The sequence below is a fragment of the Aeromicrobium sp. PE09-221 genome (genome assembly GCF_002174305.1).
GTDB lineage: Bacteria > Actinomycetota > Actinomycetes > Propionibacteriales > Nocardioidaceae > Aeromicrobium.
Genome location: NZ_MIJB01000020.1, coordinates 1 through 21,495, shown reverse-complemented (window position 1 = coordinate 21,495; position 21,495 = coordinate 1). Strand labels below are relative to the sequence as shown.

Sequence of the window (21,495 nt, the reverse complement as noted above, 5' to 3'; positions counted from 1 at the left end):
CCCGTTACGCAGTGACGCCCAGGGGCGGATGACGATGCATCGAGGTCGCCACGGCAACCACGACGCCTCATCATCCGTGTGAGCGCCGGCGACGCAGGGGGTTACTCGGCGCAGACGAGCCCGTCATCGGGCACCGTGCCCTCGACCAGATAGGCATTGATCGCCTCGTCGACGCACGCATTGCCCATGCCGTAACCGGTGTGGCCGTCGCCCTCGCGCGTCACCAAGACACCCGAGGACAGCTCCTCGGCCAACGACTGTGACCACTCGTAGGGAGTGGCGGGATCGCGCGTGGTGCCTACGACCACGATCGGATCGGCACCCTCGGCTGCGACCGGCTCCTGCGGATTCGTGGACTCGATCGGCCAGTCGGCGCATGCCATGACGCCCCAGCCGAGGGCCCCGCCGAAGACCGGTGACGCCTCGCGGAACCGCGGCAACCACTCCGACTCGACCTCCTCGACCGTGACATCGAGCGGCCCGTCCAGGCAGTTGACCGCGTAGATCGCCTGGCCGGAGTTGTCCTGGAACTCTCCGCGCGCGTTGCGATCGAAGTAGATATCGGCGAGTTGGAGGAAGACCCCCGGGTCGTCGTCGCTGAGCGCCGCCTCGAAGGCCGCCGTCAGGTAGCTCCACGACTCCTTGGCGTAGAGCGTCACCGCGACCCCATAGAAGGCCAGACCCTCCGTCAGCTCCCGTCCGCCGCGCGAGACCAACGGCTCCTGTTCCAGATCGGCCATGAAGCCCGCGACGGCATCCAGCGCCTCATCCTCGCTCGAGCCGAGCGGGCAGTCACCACTGCTCACGCAGTCGGCGATATAGGCGTCGAGTGCCCGCTGGAAGCCCTCCGCCTGCCCCAGCGACACCTCGATCGAGCTGAGCGCAGGGTCCAGACCGCCGTCAAGCACCATGCGGCCGACCCGATCGGGGAACATCTCGGCGTACTGCGCGCCGAGCTGCGTGCCGTACGAGGCTCCGAACCAGTTGAAGGTCTCCTCACCCAGCGCCGCCCGCACCACATCGTGGTCACGGGCGACCTCTGCGGTGGACACATGGGCCGCGAGGTCACCGGAGTTCTCGCGGCAGGCCTCTCCCATCGCCTCGATGCCCTCGCGGGACTCCTCGATCTCCTCGGGGGTCTCCGGGTCGGGATCGAGTGCGATGAAGGCGTCGAAGTCGGCATCGTCGAGGCACTGCAGAGGCGTGCTGTCCCCGACGCCGCGGGGGTCCATGCCGACGATGTCATAGGCCTCGCGCACCGAGGACGGGAAGCGAGCGCCCATCATCAGGGCGAAGTCCTGGGCCGAGCCCCCCGGACCACCCGGATTGACGAAGATCGTGCCCTGCCGCTCCCCCGTCGCCTCGACCTTGAGCAGGGCGAGATCGATGGTCTCGCCGCTCGGGTCGTCGTAGTCGACGGGAACCTCGGCGGTGGCACAGCGGGCATCGCCGCTGTCGCAGGACTCCCAGTCGATCTGCTGATCGTAGAAGGCATCGAGACCCTCGGGAGCCTGCTCGCCGGTGGGCGTCGCGGACTGGGCGGGATCGTCCCCATCCCAGTCGCCGATGACATAGACCGCCGCGGCGACGATCAGGGCGAGAACGATCCCGGCGGCACCCAGGACGATAGCGGCAGAACGATTCACGGCAGGAACCTCGTCATCATGTGCTCGACGGCCAGGAGCGGGGCGGCATTGGCTTCGAGTGCCTCCCGGCACGCGCCGACGGCATCGATCGCCCCGACGATCGACTCCGGGGAACGCTCGCGCGCCATGGACACGACATCATCGCTGACATCGGCATTGATCAGATACTGCGTCGAGCCGAGCTGGACGGCCATGACATCGCGGAAATAGGAGAGCAGGTCGAGCAGAACCCCGTCGATGCTGTCGCGGGCCATGCGCTTGCGACGCCGCTCCTGCTCCTTGGTGAGGCTCGAGAGCGCACCCGCGTAACCGGCCGGACGCTTGCCCCTGTCCTCGACGCCCCAGGAGGACTTGAGATCGGCTTTCTCTCGCTCGTCCGCGGCATCGCAGTAGGCATCGGCCCGGGCCGTGGCCTCGGCGTCGATGCGCTGCGCCGCCCGCAGGCAGTCGCCGAGCGTGCGGAGACTGCGCGGCAGCGCAAGGATATCGGCGCGGCGCTGACGCGCCTCCGCATCGCGGGCGAGACCCCGGGCACGGCCGATATGACCCTGCGAGGCCGCCGCCGCGGCATGCGCCTCGGCGGCATCGAGTCCGTCACGCTCCACCAACAATCGCGTGATCGCCTCGACCGAGGGGGTGCGCAGCAGCACCGGCCGGCAGCGCGACCGGATGGTGGTGATGACATCCTCGACCGCAGGCGCGCACAGCATCCAGATCGTGCGCGGCGAGGGCTCCTCGACCGATTTGAGCAGGGCATTGGCGGCTTGATCGGTGAGCCGGTCGGCATCCTCGACGATGAGGATCTGCCAGCGTCCCACGGCCGGATGCAGAGCCGCGGTCCGAACGATCTCGCGTGCTTCAGCGACGCCGATCGACAGGCCGTCTGTGTTGACGACGGTGATGTCCGGATGGCTGCCGGCACGCGCAGTCTGACAGGAGTGGCACTCTCCGCAGCCGCCGCGCTCGCACTGCAGGGCTGCCGCGAAGGCGACCGCCGCAGTAGAGCGCCCGGACCCCGGGGGGCCGGTGAACAGCCAGGCGTGGGTCATCCCGTGGGCACTCGCATCGGCCTCGGGGGTGGCAGAGCTCGACTCGACCGCGCCACGCAGCGACTCCACCATGACGTCCTGGCCCACTAGCTCGGACCACACCCCCGTCAGCACCGTCATGCGGTCACCTGCGACAGCCACGGGGCGATCGCCCGCTGCACGACGATATGGACGGCGCCCGGGTCCTGGTCGGCCGGGATGACCACATAGTGGGTCGGATCGGTGCTCGCCAGCTCGAGGAAGTGCTGACGCACCCGTTGGTGGAACTCCAGGGGCTCGCTCTCGATGCGGTCGGGCGAACCCGCGCGGGCGAGTCCCACGACCGGGTCGATGTCCAGCACGATCGTCAGATGCGGCCGCAGTCCGGAGGTGGCCCACCGCGCGATCGGCTCCAGCTCGGCGGCCCGCAGCGCACGACCCGCCCCCTGATAGGCCAGCGTCGAGTCGACATAGCGATCGGTGACGACGACCTTGCCCTCCGCCAGCGCCGGCAGGACGACGTGATCGACGTGTTCGGCCTTGTCGGCGATGTAGACGAGGGCCTCGGTACGGGGCGACAGCTCGCCGGTGTCCGGGTCGAGCAGAATACGGCGCAGCTGCTGGCCTACCGCGGTGCCACCCGGCTCACGCGTCACCTCGACACCGCGCTCGTGCTGGGTCAGCCACTCGGCCAGCAGACGCGCCTGGGTGGATTTGCCGGACCCCTCACCGCCCTCGAAGGCGACGAACACACCCGTCTCGGTGTAGAGCGCGGGGACGGAGGATGAGTCCATGTCAGCGAGCCTAATGGCCGCTGCCCACAGATCGCTCGGGCGGGAGTGGTCAGTCTTCGGCGCCCAACACGAGGTCGTAGACGAATGCCGCGATCGCGGCGCCGATCACGGGCGCCAGGATGAAGACCCACACCTGGCTCAATGCGTCCGCGCCCGCGAACCACGCGACGCCGAGTGAGCGCGCCGGATTCACCGAGGTGTTGCTGATCGGGATGCTGACGAGGTGGATGAGCGTCAGCGCCAGGCCGATGCTGAGGCCGGAGAAGCCGACTGCTGCGCGCTTCGCCGAGGCGCCGAGGATGACGAACAGGAAGAAGGCGGTCAGCACGATCTCAGCGACGACCACCGAGGCGAGCGAGTAGCCCGCGGGCGATCGGTCGCCGAATCCATTCGTGGCGAACCCATCGGATGCGCTGAAGCCGTCCAGGCCCGACGCGATGGCCAGAAGGACGGCGCCGGCGATCGTGGCTCCCACGACCTGCGCGACGACATAACCCGGGACCTCGCGCCAGGAGAACCGGCGGGCCACCGCGAGCCCCACCGACACGGCCGGGTTGAAGTGACCTCCCGACACCGGACCGAAGGCATAGGCGCCCGTCAGGACCGTGAGACCGAAAGCGAGGGCGATACCGAGAAAGCCCACATACTCGCCGGCGAAGATCGCCGTACCGCACCCGCCGAAGACGAGCCAGAAGGTGCCCAGCGTCTCCGCGCCGAGCTTGTGGGCCGTCGTCGGCGCCACGACCGCATGTGTCATGGAGAAAACATAAGCCCCCGAAGTCGTCGTGGCAATACATGATCTGGCGCTACGCGCTTCTCCGCGACAGCGAAACCTCGGAGACGGTGGCGGTACCTTAAACAACCTGACGAGCCCGCGTTGAAGTTGATCAGATACCGCCACCCACCGGAAGGGTTGACGACGTACCGCCGCCGGCCGGACGGCAGGACCACTCAAGACTTCTTGGCCGTGGACTTCCTCGCGGTGGACTTCTTCGCCGCGCTCTTCTTCGCCGCGGACTTCTTGGCGGTCGACTTCTTGGCGGTCTTCTTCGCACCCTTCTTGGCCGGTCCCTTGGCCCGACGCTCGGCGAGCAGCTCGACCGCGCGTTCGTGGGTCAACGACTCGATGTCGTCGTCCTTGCGCAGCGTCGCGTTGTACTCGCCATCGGTCACGTAGGTGCCGAAACGGCCGTCCTTGGCCACGATCGGCCTGCCACTCGTGGGATCCTCACCGAGCTCCTTGAGCGGAGGCTTCGCCGCCCGCCGGCCGTAGCTCTTCGGCTGCGCGTAGATCGCGCGGGCCTGCTCCTCGGTGAGCGTGAAGAGCTGCTCCTCGGACTCCAGCGAACGCGAGTCCGTGCCCTTCTTCAGGTACGGACCATAGCGGCCGTTCTGTGCCGTGATCTCCGTGCCGTCCTCGTCGGTGCCCACGACCCGCGGCAGCGTCAGCAGCTTCACCGCGTCCTCGAGGGTGATGGTGTCGAGGTCCATCGAGGCGAAGAGGCTCGCCGTGCGCGGCTTGGCGCCCTTCGGAGCGTCGTCGGGCAGCTGCTCGGTCACATAGGGACCGAAGCGACCGTTCTTGGCGGTGATCATCAGACCCGTCTCGGGATGCTCGCCGAGTTCGCGCTCGGCACCCGCAGGATTGGCCAGCAGTTCGCGCGCCTTCTCCAAAGTCAGCTCATCGGGCGGGAGGTCCTCGGGCACATTGGCGCGCACCGGCTGCTCGGTGCCGTCCTTGCCGGTCGTCTTCTCGGGGCCTTCCAGATACGGCCCGTAGCGACCGACCCGCAGGTGGATCCCCTCACCGATGTCGAAGGTCGCGATCTCGCGCGCATCGATGTCCGGCAGGCTCTCGACGAGTCGCTTCAGGCCGGTGCTGCCCTCGTCCTCGCCGGCCCAGAAGGACTCCAGCACCGCGACCCGGTCCTCACGGCCGTGGGAGACCTCGTCGAGCACGTCCTCGAGTTCGGCGGTGAAGTCATAGGAGATCAGCCGGCCGAAGTGCCGTTCCATCAGCCGCACCACGCTGAACGCGATCCACGCGGGCACGAGCGCCGTGCCCTTCTTGTAGACATAGCCGCGGTTCTGGATCGTGTTGACGATCGATGCGTAGGTCGACGGACGACCGATCTCGCGGTCCTCCAGCTCCTTGATGAGACTCGCCTCGGTGTACCGAGCCGGCGGCTTGGTCTGGTGACCCGCGGCCTCCAGGTCGACCGCGGTCACCTGGTCGCCCTCGGAGAGCACCGGCAGCTTGGTCTGCTGGTCGTCGTCGGCGGCATCGGGGTCCTCGCTGGACTCCACATAGGCCTTCAGAAAGCCGTAGAAGGTGATGGTGCGGCCCGAGGCATGGAAGACGACGTCTTCTCCGCTACTGGCCTGGGCGCCGACGCGAATCGTGACTTGATCCCCTTGAGCGTCGCGCATTTGGGAGGCGACCGTGCGCTTCCAGATCAGCTCGTAGAGCCGGAACTCGTCGCCGGACAGGCCGGTCTGCTTGGGCGTGCGGAAGGACTCTCCCGCCGGACGGATCGCCTCGTGCGCCTCCTGCGCGTTCTTGACCTTGCCGGTGTACACGCGTGGCTTCTCCGGGAGATAGGAGTCCCCGTAGAGCTCCTTGACCTGGGCGCGAGCGGCCTTGATCGCCGTCTGCGAGAGCGTGACCGAGTCGGTGCGCATATAGGTGATGTAGCCCCCCTCGTACAGACGCTGCGCCACCGACATCGTGCGCTGAGCACCGAAGCCGAACTTGCGCGACGCCTCCTGCTGGAGGGTGGTGGTGCGGAACGGGGCGTAGGGACGACGCGTGTAGGGCTTGGACTCGACCGAGCGGACCGCGAACTCGCGGCCCTCCAGCGCCGTCGCCAGAGCGCCCGCGGCTGCCTCATCGAGGTGCACCACGTCGGCCTTGCCCTTGAGCTTGCCGTCCGGGCCGAAATTCGATCCGCTGGCGACCCGCTTGCCGTCGACCGAGGCGATCTTGGCACCGAAGCGACGCGGGTCATGCCCCTCGCCGGCGTCGAAGGTGGCCTCCAGGTCCCAGTAGGACGCCGGGACGAAGGCCATCCGCTCACGTTCGCGCTCGACCACGAGCCGGGTCGCCACCGACTGCACGCGTCCGGCCGACAGGCCGCTCATGACCTTCTTCCACAGCACGGGGCTGACCTCGTAGCCGTAGAGACGATCGAGGATGCGACGGGTCTCCTGGGCATCGACGAGGTCCATGTCGACATCGCGGGGCTGGGCGATCGCGCGCTGGATCGCCTCCTTGGTGATCTCATTGAAGACGATGCGCTTGACCGGCACCTTGGGCTTCAACTCATCGAGCAGGTGCCAGGCGATGGCCTCTCCCTCGCGGTCCTCATCGGTCGCGAGGACGAGTTCGTCGGCCTCCTTGAGCAGCTTCTTGAGCTTGGTGATCTGCGACTTCTTGTCCGCGGACACGACATAGACCGGCTCGAAGCCATTGTCGATGTCGACACCGAGCCGCGCCCATGACTTTCCCTTGTACTTCTCGGGCACCTGATCGGCGCCGCGCGGGAGGTCGCGGATGTGGCCCACCGAGGAGTCCACGACGTAGTCGTCGCCGAGGTAAGCCTGGATGCTGCGTACCTTGTTCGGCGACTCAACGATGACGAGTTTGGTCACGAGCCACTTCCTGCCTGATCCCACGCGGATAATAGAGGGGGACGCAGCACACCGTAGCGTGCCGCGTCAACCGTCCCCGCGCAGCCTACGCCTCGACTCCGGACTGTCGGCGCCACATGGCAGGATCGGTCCGTGAGCCTGGGGGTCTATCGCGAGCTGCTGAGGATCCCCCACGTGGGCGTCCTCTTCGTCGCCTCCTTCTTCGCCCGCATCCCGATGCTGGCGCTGCCCCTCGTCCTCACCCTCTACATCGTCGAGGGGCTCGGCGGCACCTACGCCCAGGCCGGGATCGTGGCCGCAGTCGAGACGGTGGGGGCGGCCATCGGCTCGCCCTGGCGGGGCAAGCTGATCGATCGCTTCGGCGTGCGGCGCGCGCTGATCCCCTCGCTGGTCGCGGTGTTCGTCCTCTATCCACTGGTGCCCTTCGTCGGCTTCTGGGGGTTGCTGCCGCTGGCCTTCCTGGCCGGGGTCTTCCTCATCCCGGTGCAGACGATCACCCGGCTCGCGCTGGGCATCCTCACGCCGATCACGCAGCGTCGCACCGCGTTCGCGGCCGACAGCGTGGTGGCCGAGGCGGCCTTCATCATCGGTCCGGCCGTGGGTGGCGTGCTGGTGGTCCAGGCCAGTCCGCTCATGGCGCTCCTGGTCGTCGGCGGCTCGACCCTCGTGGCGGGCCTCATCTTCTTCGTCTTGGATCCACCCACCCGCACGCGGCTCCAGGCCGTCGACGACGGCCCCACACCGGTCCCGGGCCCCTGGTTCACGCCGACGGTCGGCTATCTCTTCGCCATCTCGGCGGGCACGATGCTCGCGCTCATGGCGACCGATCTCGGCATCATCGCGGCGCTGCGCGAGTTCGATGCCGTGGGGCTCGTCGGAGTGGTCTACGCCGTCTGGGGTGCGGCCTCGCTGGTCGGCGGTCTGCTGTACGGCGCGCAGAGCCGGTCCATCCGGCCCACCTATCTCCTGCTCGCGATGGGACTGCTGACGATGCCGATCGGTCTCACTGACTCGGTCTGGCTGCTCGCTCTCGCGTCACTGCCGGCAGGTCTGATGTGCGCTCCCTCGCTGGCAGCCGCGACCGAGTGGATCACCCATCTGGTCGACGAGCGCCGACGCGGTGTGGCGATGGGCTGGCAGGGTACGGCCTTCACGATCGGCGGGGCGACGGCGGGCCCGGTCGTGGGCTGGTGCATCGATCACTACGGGGCGCTGGGCGGTTTCGCCGTCGGCGGCGGTCTGGCGGCGCTCATCGCCGTCATCGCCCTGGTGGGCCAACGGCTCGGCAGTCAGGACGTCGTCCGTTCCCTCGACTGACCGCGCTGTCCGGTGGTTAAGCGTCCGTCTCGTCGCACGAATGGACGCCTACTCACCGGCCGGGGAGCGAGAATGGACGCCTATTCACCGCCTTCGAAGGGAGGGCCAAGGTCAGCCGGCGGGGTGGAGGAAGCCGTCGGCGATGAGCTCGCGGACCACCGGCGCATAGGTGGCGCGCAGCTCGGCGCGATCCTGGCCGAGCAGGGTGGCGAGGGCATCGAGGATCTGTCCGGCGGTCAGCTCGCCGTCGCTGGCGCTCAACAGTCCGGTCTCGATGGTGTCCAGCCGCGCGGAGCGCCGCGGCCCGTGTTCCAACCGGACCGTGATGGCGGCCGGGTCCTCCGCCCCGACCCCGCCGTAGGTGATCTGCGTGGCATCCGGAGCGAGCTGCCAGGCGGTGTCCAGGATGTCGTCGCTGCGTTCCAAGGCATCCGTGCGGCCGGCCCAGGCGAGCGCGGCGGCACCCATCGGCTGGCCGACCTCCCCCGTCCATTCCTCGATCCGGACTGCTGGGACCTCCCGTTCGGCCCTCCGCAACGAGATCCAGCCGAAACCCATCGCATCGATCCGCTGCTCGGCGAACCAGCGCAGCCAGCGCTCGTACCGCTTCGGATAGTCGGGCGCTCCCTTGTGACCTCCGTCCGCGAGCCACATCTCCGCATAGGTCGCCAGGTCGGCTCGCTCACGCTGCACGACCCAGGCATCGAGGCCGGTCGGCTCGATCCACCGGGCCAACCGCTCCTGCCACGGCTCGTCGTCCGTGTGGATCCAGGCCGCGAGGATATGGCACCAGCCGTCCTCGCGGAGATGGCCGTTCGCCCCCTGAACGACCCGGCGGACGACATCGTCACCCGGGAACTCGGTCTCGCGGTACACCAACCTTTCGCCATCGGGAGGTGAGACGACGAAGGGCGGATTGGTCGCGATCAGATCGAATCGCTCCCCGGCGACCGGTTCGAAGAGGCTGCCCTCCCGAACATCGATATCGACCTCGTTCAGTCGAGCGGTGAGCCGTGCCATCGCGAGCGCCCGCGGATTGACATCCGTGGCCACCACTCGCGCGGAGCGCGTCGCCAAATGCAGGGACTGGACCCCGCAGCCGGTCCCGAGATCCAGCGCCCGGCCGACCTCGCGACGACTCGTCAGCTGCGCCAACGACGAGGAGGCCTCGCTGATGCCCAGCACATACGCCGGATCCATCGGCGCAAGGCGTCCGTCGAGGCCCGGCGTGAGATCGCAGACGACCCACCAGTCGTGCCCCTCATCGCCATAGGGCCGGATATCGACAGCGGCTCGCACCTCGTCTCCCGAGCAGACGACCACACCTGCCGATGCGATCGCGCCGAGCAACTCACCGAAGACGGCCTCCGCCGCCGAGCGGTCGACGACGGCCTGCAACTGGAAGAGCCGGATCAGGGTGGAGAGTCGATCCCCAGACGTGGTCGCCAACCTGCCAGGTGTCGTCTCACCGCGAGCGAGGGCATACCAGGCGTCGTCGCCGAGCACGGCATGGACGGCATCCACCGTGAACCCGTCGAGGCGCTCACGCAGCGCAGCGACCTGCGCCCCAGTGAGCTCGTCGCCGGCGAAGGTCACGCGGAGTCGGCTTGGGCGAGTGCCTCGTAGGACTCGTGCAGTCCGAACACCTTGTCCAAGCCGGTGATGCTGAAGATCCGCAGCAGACGATCGCTCGTGCAGATGATGTCCAGCGAGCCGTCCTCGGCACGGACCCGCTTGAGAGCTCCGACGAGGACGCCGAGGCCGGTCGAATCCAGGAACGCGACATTCTCGATGTCGACGACCAGACGTGTATGGCCCGCGTCGATGGCAGCGACCACAGCCTCCCGGAACTTGGGGGCCGTGTAGACGTCAATCTCACCCTCCACCGCGATGATGTGGTGGGGCGGGGCGGGGCGTTCGGTGAGCGTGAGCTCCATGTCATCCCTTCTCTGACGCGGAATCGATGGCTATTCAACCACGTGGCATCGACCGCCGCACCTGGGTCGATACTCGCCTGGGTGCGCAGGGAGGCTACGCCGCTCACCCGCGATGCGTCAGACTCGATGACGTGGAGACCCTGGCGCCGTCGATTCTGCAGCGGCATGCCGACCGCATCCTGCACCGTGTCGACGACCCCGCTCGCGCTGCGGTGGTCGAGCCGTGGCCGGAGTGGATCGACTCCTCGGTGCGCGAGCGCTTCGCCGCCGAGGGAGCAGTGGACCTCTGGGCACATCAGGCTGAGGCATTGCACCATCTCGAACGAGGGCGTCATGTCGTGGTATCGACCGGCACGGCTTCCGGGAAATCCCTGGTATTCATGGCTCCTGCGCTGCAGTGCCTGTCCAAGGGTCGCTCCGGCAGCGCCCTCGACGGCGGCAAACGCCCCACCGTGCTGTACCTGGCACCCACCAAGGCCCTCGCGGCCGACCAATGGCGCCGTCTTCCCCACGACGCAGAGGGCCTGCGAGCGGCGACCGTCGACGGCGACAACTCCCGCGAGGAGCGCGTCTGGGCCCGCGACCATGCGACCTATGTGCTGACCAATCCCGACACCGTGCATCACACACTCCTGCCCGGACATGAGCGATGGTCGCGATTCTGGTCCGGTCTCCGGTACGTGGTGATCGACGAATGCCACCACTACCGGGGCGTGTTCGGCGCCCATGTGGCCCAGGTGCTGCGCCGTCTGCGACGTGTCTGCGACCACTACGGAGCGTCGCCGCAGTTCATCGCCTCCTCGGCGACGGTCGCCGATCCGGCGATCTCGGCCAGCCGACTCATCGGCCTCGACCTCGAAGCCGTGGTCGACGACGCCTCTCCCCAAGGTCCTCGCACCACCGTGTTCTGGGAGCCCCCACTGCTGCCCGGACGCGATGATGCTCCGGCACGCCGGTCGGCCACCACCGAAGCCGCCGAGCTGGTGACCGACCTGGCGGTCGAGGAGACCCGGACCCTGTGCTTCGTGCGATCACGACGCGGGGCCGAGCAGTTGACCTCGATCGCCCGCGATCGACTCGGCGAGGTCGCCCCAGAGCTCCGCGAGAGAATCGCCACCTATCGTGGCGGCTACCTGCCCGAGGAGCGGCGCGAACTAGAGGATCGGCTGCGATCGGGCGAGCTGCTTGCACTCACGAGCACCAATGCCCTGGAGATGGGGATCGACATCGCCGGACTCGACGCGGTGGTCACTGTCGGCTTCCCGGGGACCCGCGCGGGCCTGCTCCAGCAGTTCGGCCGGGCCGGACGCGGTGGGGTGGACGATCGCAGCCTGCAGGTGCTCATCGCCCGCGACGAACCCATCGACACCTACCTGGTGCACCATCCCGAGGCCGTACTCGGCGCTCCGGTGGAGGCGACCGTCTTCGACCCGGACAATCCGTACGTGCTCGGACCGCACCTCGCCGCCGCGGCGCAGGAGATCGCCCTGACCCCCGAGGACCTGCCGATCTTCGGTGCGCGCGCCGAAGAGGGCGTGGCCGCGCTGGAGGCGGCCGGGCTGCTGCGACGGCGCGCGAACGGGTGGTACTGGACCTCTCGCGATCGCGCCAGTGACCTGGCGGATCTGCGATCCTCGGGCGGTTCCCCGGTGCAGATCGTCGACGCGGAGACCGGCCGTCTCGTGGGAACGGTCGACGTGGCCTCCGCCGACGGCGAGGTCCACGAGGGGGCGGTCTACATCCACCAGCAGGAGATGTTCACCGTCGAGGAGTACGACATCGACCACGGCATCGCGGTGGTGCGACGCGGTGATGTGCCGTACTCGACCTCCGCACGGACCGCGACGACGGTCACGATCGTGCAGCCCCGTGATGCGCGACGCGCGGACGCCGCCACCCTCAACGTCGGCGATGTCGAGGTGACCCATCAGGTGACGTCCTACACCATCCGCGACCGGCAAAGCGGACGGGTGATCGGCGAGAACCCCCTCGAGCTGCCGGAACGACGGCTCGCCACCACCGCGGTCTGGTGGACCCTGAACGAGTCGGCCGTGACCGAGGTCCTGGAGCCCGAACAGATTGCGGGCGCCGCTCACGCGGCTGAGCACGCGGCTATCGGCCTGCTGCCGCTCGTGGCGACCTGCGACCGCTGGGATCTCGGCGGACTGTCCACGGCGCTGCATCCGCAGACCGGCGCGCTGACGGTCTTCGTCTACGACGGCCACGCCGGCGGGGCCGGATTCGCCGAGCGGGGCTATGCCGCCGCCGAGGAGTGGCTCACAATGACGCGCGATGCCATCGCGGCATGTGAATGCCGCGATGGGTGCCCCTCCTGCGTGGTGTCCCCGAAGTGCGGCAATGGCAATCATCCCCTCGACAAGACCGGTGCCGTCCGCCTGCTCGGCCTGCTCCTCGGCGAGCTCGACGGAGAGGTCACGGCGGCAGATAGCTGATGGGGGCCGCGCGAGCTCGCTGCTCGACGGCCCACTGCCCGCCCCACCAGCGCGGACTCTCCGCTCGTGCGGTCACGGTGGCCACGTCGGCGTCCATGCGGCACTGGACGAGGATCGTGCCGTTGGCGCGAGCGACCTGCTCGGCACGATCACAAGGGGACGTGCCGGCGAGACTCGCCCGACTGGCCGCCAAAGCCGCGAGATCAGCACCGGCGCCTGCCTGATGCCGCAGCCCGACCAACTGAGCGATCTGCCAGCCGATGACGGCGGCGATCACGATCCCGGTGACGATGAAGGCCGCCCACACGGTGGCGCTTCCGGACTCGGTTCTCATTCCAGGCTCGCCACCGCTCGTCCCGACACGGTCGTGCCGACACCGCCGAACAGGGGAAGCCGCGCCGGGCTGGACACCGTGACCTCCACTGCGTCACGCTGCCGACTGATCTCGATCCGGGAACCGCGAGCGGCCGCATCCGTCGCGTGTCGCTCCGCGACCTCCTCGGGATCGCCACGCGCGAGCGACCGGGCGGCCTCGCGCGCGGCATCGGTCGCCCGGGCGTGCGTGACTCCCAGAGAGACCAACCAGATCCCGGCGACTGCGATCGCGATGACGAACGGCGCGATCATCATCGTCTCCGCCGTCACCATGCCCCGCTCGCGGCTCACCACGGCAGGACGTCCCCGACGGCTCGCATGATCAGACGGGGCAGGGTGAGCACATCCTCGACCTCCCCGGAGACGACGATCCGGACCGCCTCGCGGAACACCGTGCTGATGAAATCGCCGATCGGATTGCTTGACACCAACAGGCCCGCGATCGATACCGCTCCCAGGGTGCCGACCGTGTACTCCGCCGTGGACATGCCGCACTCACGCCGCTGCCGCGTGCCTCTTTGCTGCATGGTCACTCCTTCCTGACCGGCGGCGCGAGGAGCGCCGCCGGTCCACGTCGGTCAGAACGGGAGAAGGCTCGGGATCTTGTCGAGCAGTCCGGTGACGAGATCACCGAACCACTCGCTCTGGCCGACCTTGACCAAAACCCCGCCGATGGTGCAGGCACCGAGTGTGCCGACGGTGTACTCAGCGGTGGACATGCCGCGCTCCTGGGCGCGGCGACGTAGACGGAACATGATCAACCTCCGATGTCTCGTGGACGAACTGACACCGGAAGATGACCCGCGAGGGGGGAGACGGGTTGGCCCATGACCGATCTGGGGACGACGCCCGGCAGCTGCCCGCCTGGGGATAACCCTCACCACCAGGAGATCGACGACAGCGCTCCCGCGAGCATCGGCACGATCCCGACCAGGAAGAAGGCCGGCAGGAAGCACGCGCCCAATGGCGCGGCCGTACGCACTGCCACGCGCCGGGCGGCGTCACGACGTTCGGCCTGCCGTTCGCGGCGCAGCTCACGAGCGCTGTCCTCCAGCACTGAGCCCGCGGGGACACCGTGTCGCTCCGCGCGCATCAAGGAGCGGGCGAGCGGTGCCAGCGGGCCCCGAAGGTGCTCAGCCCAGACCGCTGTGTCGTCCCCGGCGATGGCAAGCCGGCGGGTGACATCGGTGAGTTGAGCGCGCAGCGGCTCGGACACGGCCGCCGCCACCGATTCAAGCGCTCGACGCAGCGGCACTCCCGCGTCCATGGCGGCGACCAGCAGCTCGACGGCCAAAGGCAGCTGCTCGGCCACCCGCAACCGCTCGCGCCGACGAGCCGAGGGTTCGAGGCGGGCGATCCAGCGGGCCGCCAGCGGTGCCGCGATCACGCCGCACACGGCGCCGAGCAGACCGGCGACCACGAGTCCGAGCAACGGGCAGATCACCCACGACAGATATTCGGGACGCCTCCGCGACGCCTCGCGTGTCTGACGCATCCCCACCCGATGGCGGGGGCGTCGGGGGACGCCGCACCACACCGCCAGCGCCGCGCAGACTGCCGCGATCACGCCGCCTCCGCCCCATCGGCGATCCGGTCGATCCACAGCACGCCCACGCAGGCCAAGCCCGCGCCGACGGCGACCGAGAGGGCCACGATCGGATGTGCCGTGATCACCATCCACATGGGATCTCCCCCGAATCCCGAGCCGATCAGCAAGCCGAAGGCCGGCAGCAGGGCCATCAGCGCAGCCGTCGCCCGCGCGGGAGCGACGCCCGCGGCGACCTCCCGGCGGAGATCGCGCTCCTGGCGCTCCACCTCGCTCAGCCGGTCGAGTACCGCGGCTAAGGGGGCGCCGGTGCGGTCGGCCACCTGCCAGGCGATGGCCAGCCTCTCGAGGCCGTCGTCCCCGGGACCACGGTGTGCCCCGCGCAAGGCCCGCGACACATCGGCCGCGCGCTCCGCGGCCCTCGCCGCCGAGCGGACGACCGGTTCGTCCTCGGCCGCATGTCCCAGAGCCGCGGGAGCCGGGAGCCCGGCACGCAGAGACGCGGCCAGCACGAGGATCAGTTCGGTCACCTGCGCGGCTCGCTCCTGTCGACGAGCCCGCTGCCGGCTCCTGCGCCAGCGCAGCGCGGCCGTGACGATGACCGCGACGCATCCAAGACCGATGAGAGTCAGTGCGGGTGTCATGACCATCGCCACCAGCAGGGCGACTGGAGCACCCGCCAGCATTCCCAGGATCCCGAGGCGCGGTGGCTCTGGCCGGCGCACCCGGGTCCGCAACGCCGAGAACCGGCACCAGACGGCGCCGGCGGCGCAGAGGGCGCTGACGAGGGCCGCGGTGGTCATCGGTCGAAGACCCGATCGAGCAGGTCTGCCCCCGTGGACACTCGGCCACGCCGAGCACACCACGCCGTCAGGACCTCGACGAGACCCTGCGGCGAACGGGTCACTCCCGCGATCTCGGCGATATGGCGGCGACCGGCGGTGCGCCCGACGTGGATGACGGCATCCAATCCCGCCGCGAGCTGACTGTGCACGGCCTCGCGCGCCAGGCCGGCGGCCACACCCAGGACCTCGAACCGAGCCGGGACGACCGCCGGCGCATTGGCGTGCACAGTGCCGCAGCCACCCTCATGACCCGTGTTGAGCGCCGCGAGCAGATCGACCACCTCGCCACCGCGTACCTCACCCACCACGAGGCGGTCGGGTCGCATCCGCAGCGCCTGCCGCACGAGGTCGCGCACGGACACCGCACCCGCGCCCTCGACATTGGGCGGCCTCGCCTCCAGCCCCACCACGTGCGGATGGTCCGGACGCAGCTCGCTGGCGTCCTCGACCACCACGAGACGTTCGTCCGCCGGGACCTCACCCAGCAGCGCCGCGAGCACCGTGGTCTTGCCCGAACCCGTGCCACCGGTGACCACGAAAGCCGCCCGAGCGGCGATCAGTGCCCGCAACAGGGCGGCTCCGTCGTCGTCGATCGCGCCCGTGCGCACGAGCTCAGCCAGGGAGAACGAACGACGAGCGGGGATTCGCAGCGAGATGACGGTGCCGGGGCGTGCGAGCGGCGCCAACACCGCGTGGACGCGCGTGCCGTCCGGGAGCCGCGCGTCCACCCACGGACTCGCTTCATCGAGACGGCGCCCGGCGTGCGCGGCCAGACGTTGCGCGAGGCGACGCACCGCCGCATCGTCGGGGAAGCCGATCCGCTGACGTTCGAGTCCGCGCCCGCGATCGAGATACACCTCGTCAGCGCCGTTCACCAGCACATCGGTGACGCCATCGAGCGTCAACAGCGGTTCGAGGGGGCCGGCCCCGAGCGCCTCGGCGCGCAGCAGGTCGACCACTGCGAGGAGCTGCTGCGTGCCCACCACCCCGTGGCCGGCCGCGACCGCCGCCGCCACCGTCTTCGGCGTGGCCTCCTCTCCCGTCACGGCCAACCTGCGCCGAACCGTCTCGACCAGCTGCGGATCAGGCATCATGACGCGTCCTCGATCCCCACCGCGTCGAGCACACGACCCGCCACCCGCCGCAGCATCCGCGACCGGGCCGGCCCACGCCCTGCCTCGACGTCCTCCGCCAACCGGCGATCACGACGCAGTCGCGCGAGCACCGGAAGCCCGAGGGACCGCTCGACGTCACCGGGCCCGAGCCCAGCGCGCACGGCACACGAGACCACCAGGCACCGGTCATTGAGCTCCTGCCAGCGGACCACCGAACGGCGCGCGGCGCTGACTCCGGTCACGTTCTCGGGGACGAGCAGCACGAGGGCCACCGAGCGGGCGATGATGTCGGACCCCAGCTCGGTGGAGGCCGCGTGGCGTGGCACATCGGCGATCACGGCATCGAAACCGCGCTCGACCGCGGAGAGCACGGGCCCCGAGGTGGCCGGAGAGTGATCCTCGGGATCGAAGGAGAGCACCGCGGAACCCGCGGCCATCGGGAAAGCTCCCGCGAGCGCCCGCGCCGCGACATGGCCGTCGGCCCGGGCGATATCGCGCCACCGCAGTCCGGGCGCGTTCTCGGTGCCGGCCGTGACGTGCAACCCCGGGCCCTCCGCATCGGCATCGACCGCCAGGGCCCGTACTCCCCTGCGCCCGGCGAGCTGGGCACACCCGAGGGCGAGGGTGGAGGCGCCGATGCCGCCGGTGAGCCCGATGACGCTGAGGACGCACGCCGCGCCGCGACCATCGAGCGCGGCGGTGAGCGCCCCGGTGACGGCGTCATCGTCCTGCGGAGCGAACACCCCCACCGCCCCCACCGTGACCGCATCGCGCCACAGCCGCTCGGCGGGGGTCTCCTCGACGACGAGCACGTGGTCGCGTCGTGTCAGGCCGGCTGCGGCCAGCGACGCGAGCTCGTCTCCTCCGACCACGATCGCCCCGGCCGTCCGCCACACCCGGCGGATCGCGGCGGTCTCGGCCGCGTCGACCACCTCCGCGCCGACGGCCGCACCCCAACGACGGCCCCGCTCGATGAGCGACATGTTCTGGCTGATGACCCCGATCGTTGACATGGCCTCAGGGTCACCGCGACCGCCGACATCGGCAAGGTCCGTCGCGATGGGCTGTGGACAACTCCGACCCGCGACTGAATCACACCCCGTACTCTGGGGGCATGGGCCGCACCGCTGCCTTCTTCGATCTGGACAAGACGATCATCGCCCGGTCGAGCACGCTCGCGTTCAGCCGTCCACTGTTCGCTGAGGGTCTGCTCAGCCGGCGCGCGGTGCTGCGCAGCGCCTACGCGCAGTTCGTCTTCGCTGCCAATGGTGCCGACCACGAGCAGATGGAGGCGATGCGCGGCTATCTCACCGAGATGGTCCGCGGCTGGGACGTCGAGACCGTGCGCCAGGTCGTGGCCGAGACTCTGCACGAGATCATCGAGCCGATCGTGTATGCCGAGGCGGTGGACCTCATCGTCGAGCATCACGCTGCCGGGCGCGATGTCGTCATCGTCTCGGCATCGGGTCGTGAGGTCGTCGAGCCGATCGGGGCGATGCTGGGCGTCGACCGCGTCATCGCCACCGATCTCGTCGTCGAGGACGGTCGCTACACCGGCGAGATCCTCCACTACGCCTACGGTGATGGCAAGGCCGAGCTCATCGAGGAGCTCGCCGAGGCCGAGGGCTACGACCTGGCCGACTGCTACGCCTATTCGGACTCCGAGACCGACATCCCGATGCTGCGGGTCGTCGGCCATCCCTTCGCCGTCAATCCCGACAAGGTCCTGCGCGAACGGGCGGAGACCGAGGGATGGCCCATCTTGATCTTCGCCCGGCCCGTCGCACTGCGCGGACGGCTGAGTTCTCCGGCGGGCAAGGCCGTCGCCGCCTTCGGGGTGGCCGCCGGAGTGTCACTGGCGGGTGCGGCCGTCGCCTCCCTCGTGAGACGACGGCTCACCGGCTGAGCGCACTCAGTAGTAGACCGCGAGGGGGCCGTTCGGCCCGTCGATCACTCGCACGGGCGTGTCGAAGACACGGGTGAGGACATCATCGGTCAAGATCTCCGCGGGCGTGCCGAATTCGACGACCCGGCCCTCCTTCATCGCGCAGATCCGGTCAGCGTAGTGGCCCGCGAAGTTGATGTCGTGCAGCACGATGACGATCGTGCGCCCCAGCTCCTCGGCAGCCCGGTGCAGGTGCTGCATCATCTGCACCGAATGGCGCATGTCGAGATTGTTGAGCGGCTCGTCGAGCAGCACGTACTCGGTGTCCTGCGAGAGCACCATCGCGACATAGGCCCGCTGTCGCTGGCCACCGGACAGCTGGTCGAGGTACCGGTTCTCCAGGACCCCGAGGCCCAGGAAGTCGATCGCCTCGCTGACGATCTTCTCGTCCGCGACCGTCAGGCGCCCCTTGGAGTACGGGAACCGGCCGAAGGCGACGAGCTGGCGCACCGTGAGCCGCGTGATGAAGTGATTCTCCTGGCGCAGGATCGACACGATCTTGGCGAGATCCTTCGATGGCGTGCTGGCGACGTCGTAGCCGGCGATCTCGATCGTGCCGGCATCGAGACCCAGGAGCCGGCCGATCATGGTCAGCAGGGTCGATTTGCCGGCGCCATTGGGACCCACGAGGGCGGTGATGCCCCCACGGGGGATCTCCAGGTCGACCGGTCCGATCGCGACCTCGCTGCTGTACTCCTTGAGGACCTCGGACAGAGAGATCACAGTCGGCCCTTTCTGAGGATGACGAACAGGAACACCGCTCCTCCGACCAGCTCGATGACGATCGACACCACGCCGTGGGCGTAGAAGATGTTGCGCATGACGAAGTAGGCGCCGCTCAGCACGACGAAACAGGTGAGCGCCGCGACCGGGAAGACCAGACGGTGGTCGTAGCTGTCCGCGAACTGATAGGCCAGCGTCGCCACGAGGAAACCGAGGAAGGTCATCGGTCCCACGAGGGCGGTGGAGACCGCCATCAGGATCGAGACCAGGAACAGCACCTTCATCAGCTCGGCGCGGTGGTTGAGGCCCAGGCCGATACTCGACTCGCGGCCCAGCGAGACGATATTCAGTCTCCGGGCATTGAGCCACAGCAGCACCGCCGGGACGATGCACAGCGGGATCGCGACCGGCAGGTACTCGGTGTGCGCATTGGAGATATTGCCGAACAGCCGTGCCGCCAGCACGTCGAATTCGCTGGGTGTGAGCAGGCGCTGCATGAAGGTGGCGACGGAACCCAGCCCCCCGCCGATGATGATGCCGATCAGCAACATGATCTGGAGATTGGCGTACCGGCCGGACAGCAGCCATCCGTAGAGCACCAGCGCGAAGGCGACCATCAGCGCTATCTGCAGGAGGAACTGGGGCAGCCCCTGCAAGGCGATGACTCCCGCGGCGCCGAGAAAGTACACGGCCGAGGTCTGGACGGCCACATAGAGCGACTCGAATCCCATGATCGACGGAGTGACGATGCGGTTGTTGGCGACGGTCTGGAAGCTCACCGTGGCGGTCGCCTGGCAGATCGCCACGATCACCATGACCACGAGATTGGCCGCTCGCAGCTCGGCGATCCGCCAGAAGCCGGAGGTGCTGAAGGGCATGGGGTTGTCCCAGGCGAGCAGTCCGAAAGCGAATCCGACCGCGAGCACGAGGAGGATCGACAGGATGATCCAGTAGCGGCGTCGTGACCGCGAGGTGCCGAGGGATCGCGAGGTGCGTTGGCCGACCGGGGCGGGGGCGGCGAGGGTCTCAGCCACGGCGTCGCTGCCTCAGCAAGAGGGCCACGAACACGACCGAGCCGACGATCCCGAGGATCAACGAGACCGGCACTTCGAAGGGCATGATGATGGTCCTGCCGATGAGATCGCACACCGTGACGATGCCGATCCCGAGCAGGCACACCCAGGGCAGGTTGCTGCGCAAGTCGTCACCACGGATCATCGAGACCACATTGGGGACGATGAGGCCGAGGAAGGGCAGGTTGCCGACGACCACCGTCACGACACCGGTCGCGACGGCGATGAGCGTGGTGCCGAGCAGCACCATGCGCTGATAGTCGACACCGATATTCGTCGAGATCTCCTCGCCGAGGCCGGCGACGGTGAATCGATCGGCGACCACGAAGACCGCGGCCGCCACGAAGGCCACGATCCACAGCATCTCGTACTGGCCGCGGAGCACCGAGGTGAAGCTGCCCGCGAACCACACGCCGAGGCTCTGGAGCATGTCGGTCTCCAGCGCCACGAATGTGGAGATCGAGCTGACCACCGCGCCCAGCATGATGCCGACGATCGGCACGATGAGCGAGGAGCGCAGCGACACCCGTCGGAGGAACGCGAAGAACACCATCGTGCCGATGAACGCCGCGATGACGGCGCCGATCATCCGGGCGGTGATGCTGGCTCCCGGGATGAGGATCATGACCGCGAGCAACCCGAGTCCGGCCCATTCCGTCGTGCCCGTTGTCGTCGGCTCGACGAACCGGTTCTGGGTCAGGAGCTGCATCACGAGGCCCGACATCGCCATGGCCGCGCCCGCCAGCACGAGGGCGATCGTCCTCGGGATGCGGGTGATCGCGAACATCTCCCCGCCGTCCTCGGCACCGAAGATGTCGTAGACGCCGGTGAACAGCGACAGCACCAGCAACAGGCCCACGATGACGATGCCGACCAGCAGCTTCCAGTCGAAGAGCTTGCCTTTGGACCGGATCGGCGGCGGGTCGGCGGCGAACCGCGATGAGGTCTCAGCCCCGCTCATCGTTCCTCCTCAGGACGGGCGAAGTGGCGGTGGGACCGGCCGGCCGGTCCCACCGCCACTTCGCTTCCACGATGCACGATGTCAGC

At 68.8% G+C, this 21,495-nt stretch carries 21 protein-coding genes; 3 read left to right on the top strand and 18 right to left on the bottom strand.

Going from position 1 to position 21,495, the window contains the following annotated elements; genetic code table 11:
- Positions 1–101: 101 nt before the first annotated feature.
- The 5 genes from BHE97_RS10890 to topA form a co-directional block, all read right to left on the bottom strand.
- Positions 102–1,646, bottom strand: coding sequence for an alpha/beta hydrolase (locus BHE97_RS10890; protein ID WP_170931370.1), 1,545 nt, complete (start codon positions 1,644–1,646; stop codon positions 102–104).
- Complete coding sequence (locus BHE97_RS10885) at positions 1,643–2,815, bottom strand: DNA polymerase III subunit delta' (RefSeq protein ID WP_087624134.1); 1,173 nt, start codon at positions 2,813–2,815, stop codon at positions 1,643–1,645. The genes BHE97_RS10890 and BHE97_RS10885 overlap by 4 nt, the downstream gene beginning before the upstream one ends.
- Complete coding sequence (tmk, locus tag BHE97_RS10880; protein ID WP_087624064.1) at positions 2,812–3,468, bottom strand: dTMP kinase; 657 nt, start codon at positions 3,466–3,468, stop codon at positions 2,812–2,814. The genes BHE97_RS10885 and tmk overlap by 4 nt, the downstream gene beginning before the upstream one ends.
- A gap of 49 nt (positions 3,469–3,517) precedes the next feature.
- The gene (aqpZ, locus tag BHE97_RS10875; protein ID WP_087624063.1) at positions 3,518–4,225 is read right to left on the bottom strand and encodes an aquaporin Z; all 708 of its coding nucleotides are present in this window, start codon (positions 4,223–4,225) and stop codon (positions 3,518–3,520) included.
- A 194-nt stretch (positions 4,226–4,419) separates the two neighbouring features.
- Positions 4,420–7,119 (bottom strand): type I DNA topoisomerase, encoded by a 2,700-nt coding sequence (gene topA, locus BHE97_RS10870; RefSeq protein ID WP_087624062.1) that lies wholly within the window; start codon positions 7,117–7,119, stop codon positions 4,420–4,422.
- A 132-nt stretch (positions 7,120–7,251) separates the two neighbouring features.
- Here topA and BHE97_RS10865 point away from each other — a divergent pair, with 132 nt between their 5' ends.
- Positions 7,252–8,436, top strand: a complete 1,185-nt coding sequence (locus tag BHE97_RS10865; RefSeq protein ID WP_087624061.1) for an MFS transporter — start codon at positions 7,252–7,254, stop codon at positions 8,434–8,436.
- A 111-nt stretch (positions 8,437–8,547) separates the two neighbouring features.
- On the opposite strand, the gene BHE97_RS10860 is transcribed toward BHE97_RS10865, so the two are convergent.
- Both BHE97_RS10860 and BHE97_RS10855 read right to left on the bottom strand, forming a co-directional pair.
- The gene (locus tag BHE97_RS10860) at positions 8,548–10,032 is read right to left on the bottom strand and encodes a methyltransferase (protein ID WP_236757647.1); all 1,485 of its coding nucleotides are present in this window, start codon (positions 10,030–10,032) and stop codon (positions 8,548–8,550) included.
- On the bottom strand, positions 10,029–10,373 hold the full coding sequence (locus BHE97_RS10855) for an STAS domain-containing protein (protein ID WP_087624060.1): 345 nt from the start codon (positions 10,371–10,373) through the stop codon (positions 10,029–10,031). The genes BHE97_RS10860 and BHE97_RS10855 overlap by 4 nt, the downstream gene beginning before the upstream one ends.
- A 131-nt stretch (positions 10,374–10,504) precedes the next feature.
- On the opposite strand from BHE97_RS10855, the gene BHE97_RS10850 reads away from it, so the two are divergent.
- Positions 10,505–12,826, top strand: coding sequence for a DEAD/DEAH box helicase (locus BHE97_RS10850; protein ID WP_236757646.1), 2,322 nt, complete (start codon positions 10,505–10,507; stop codon positions 12,824–12,826).
- On the opposite strand, the gene BHE97_RS10845 is transcribed toward BHE97_RS10850, so the two are convergent.
- The 8 genes from BHE97_RS10845 to ssd form a co-directional block, all read right to left on the bottom strand.
- The gene (locus tag BHE97_RS10845) at positions 12,807–13,160 is read right to left on the bottom strand and encodes an Rv3654c family TadE-like protein (RefSeq protein ID WP_087624058.1); all 354 of its coding nucleotides are present in this window, start codon (positions 13,158–13,160) and stop codon (positions 12,807–12,809) included. The genes BHE97_RS10850 and BHE97_RS10845 overlap by 20 nt on opposite strands.
- Positions 13,157–13,492 carry a TadE family type IV pilus minor pilin gene (locus BHE97_RS10840; protein ID WP_140400097.1) on the bottom strand — a complete coding sequence of 112 codons (336 nt, stop codon included), beginning with the start codon at positions 13,490–13,492 and terminating at the stop codon, positions 13,157–13,159. Before BHE97_RS10840 ends, BHE97_RS10845 begins: the two co-directional genes overlap by 4 nt.
- Entirely contained in the window at positions 13,489–13,728 is a 240-nt protein-coding gene (locus BHE97_RS10835) for a DUF4244 domain-containing protein (RefSeq protein ID WP_087624056.1), read from the bottom strand. Before BHE97_RS10835 ends, BHE97_RS10840 begins: the two co-directional genes overlap by 4 nt.
- 51 nt (positions 13,729–13,779) lie before the next feature.
- On the bottom strand, positions 13,780–13,956 hold the full coding sequence (locus tag BHE97_RS10830; protein ID WP_087624055.1) for a DUF4244 domain-containing protein: 177 nt from the start codon (positions 13,954–13,956) through the stop codon (positions 13,780–13,782).
- A gap of 122 nt (positions 13,957–14,078) precedes the next feature.
- Positions 14,079–14,768 carry a type II secretion system F family protein gene (locus tag BHE97_RS10825; protein WP_140400095.1) on the bottom strand — a complete coding sequence of 230 codons (690 nt, stop codon included), beginning with the start codon at positions 14,766–14,768 and terminating at the stop codon, positions 14,079–14,081.
- A complete protein-coding gene (locus BHE97_RS10820) occupies positions 14,765–15,550 on the bottom strand; it encodes a type II secretion system F family protein (RefSeq protein WP_087624053.1) in 786 nt (261 codons plus the stop codon). The genes BHE97_RS10825 and BHE97_RS10820 overlap by 4 nt, the downstream gene beginning before the upstream one ends.
- Positions 15,547–16,683: a TadA family conjugal transfer-associated ATPase gene (locus tag BHE97_RS10815; RefSeq protein WP_087624132.1), complete on the bottom strand. Its 1,137-nt coding sequence runs from the start codon at positions 16,681–16,683 to the stop codon at positions 15,547–15,549. The genes BHE97_RS10820 and BHE97_RS10815 overlap by 4 nt, the downstream gene beginning before the upstream one ends.
- Complete coding sequence (gene ssd / locus BHE97_RS10810) at positions 16,683–17,720, bottom strand: septum site-determining protein Ssd (protein WP_087624052.1); 1,038 nt, start codon at positions 17,718–17,720, stop codon at positions 16,683–16,685. Before ssd ends, BHE97_RS10815 begins: the two co-directional genes overlap by 1 nt.
- Positions 17,721–17,821: 101 nt before the next feature.
- On the opposite strand from ssd, the gene BHE97_RS10805 reads away from it, so the two are divergent.
- Positions 17,822–18,613 (top strand): HAD family hydrolase, encoded by a 792-nt coding sequence (locus tag BHE97_RS10805; protein ID WP_087624051.1) that lies wholly within the window; start codon positions 17,822–17,824, stop codon positions 18,611–18,613.
- 6 nt (positions 18,614–18,619) lie between these two features.
- Here the strand turns inward: BHE97_RS10805 and BHE97_RS10800 are convergent, their stop codons facing one another.
- The 3 genes from BHE97_RS10800 to BHE97_RS10790 are packed head-to-tail and all read right to left on the bottom strand — an operon-like array spanning position 18,620 to position 21,409.
- Positions 18,620–19,375: an ATP-binding cassette domain-containing protein gene (locus BHE97_RS10800; RefSeq protein ID WP_087624050.1), complete on the bottom strand. Its 756-nt coding sequence runs from the start codon at positions 19,373–19,375 to the stop codon at positions 18,620–18,622.
- Entirely contained in the window at positions 19,372–20,409 is a 1,038-nt protein-coding gene (locus BHE97_RS10795; RefSeq protein ID WP_087624049.1) for an iron chelate uptake ABC transporter family permease subunit, read from the bottom strand. Before BHE97_RS10795 ends, BHE97_RS10800 begins: the two co-directional genes overlap by 4 nt.
- Complete coding sequence (locus tag BHE97_RS10790) at positions 20,402–21,409, bottom strand: iron chelate uptake ABC transporter family permease subunit (protein WP_087624048.1); 1,008 nt, start codon at positions 21,407–21,409, stop codon at positions 20,402–20,404. Before BHE97_RS10790 ends, BHE97_RS10795 begins: the two co-directional genes overlap by 8 nt.
- Positions 21,410–21,495: the final 86 nt, after the last annotated feature.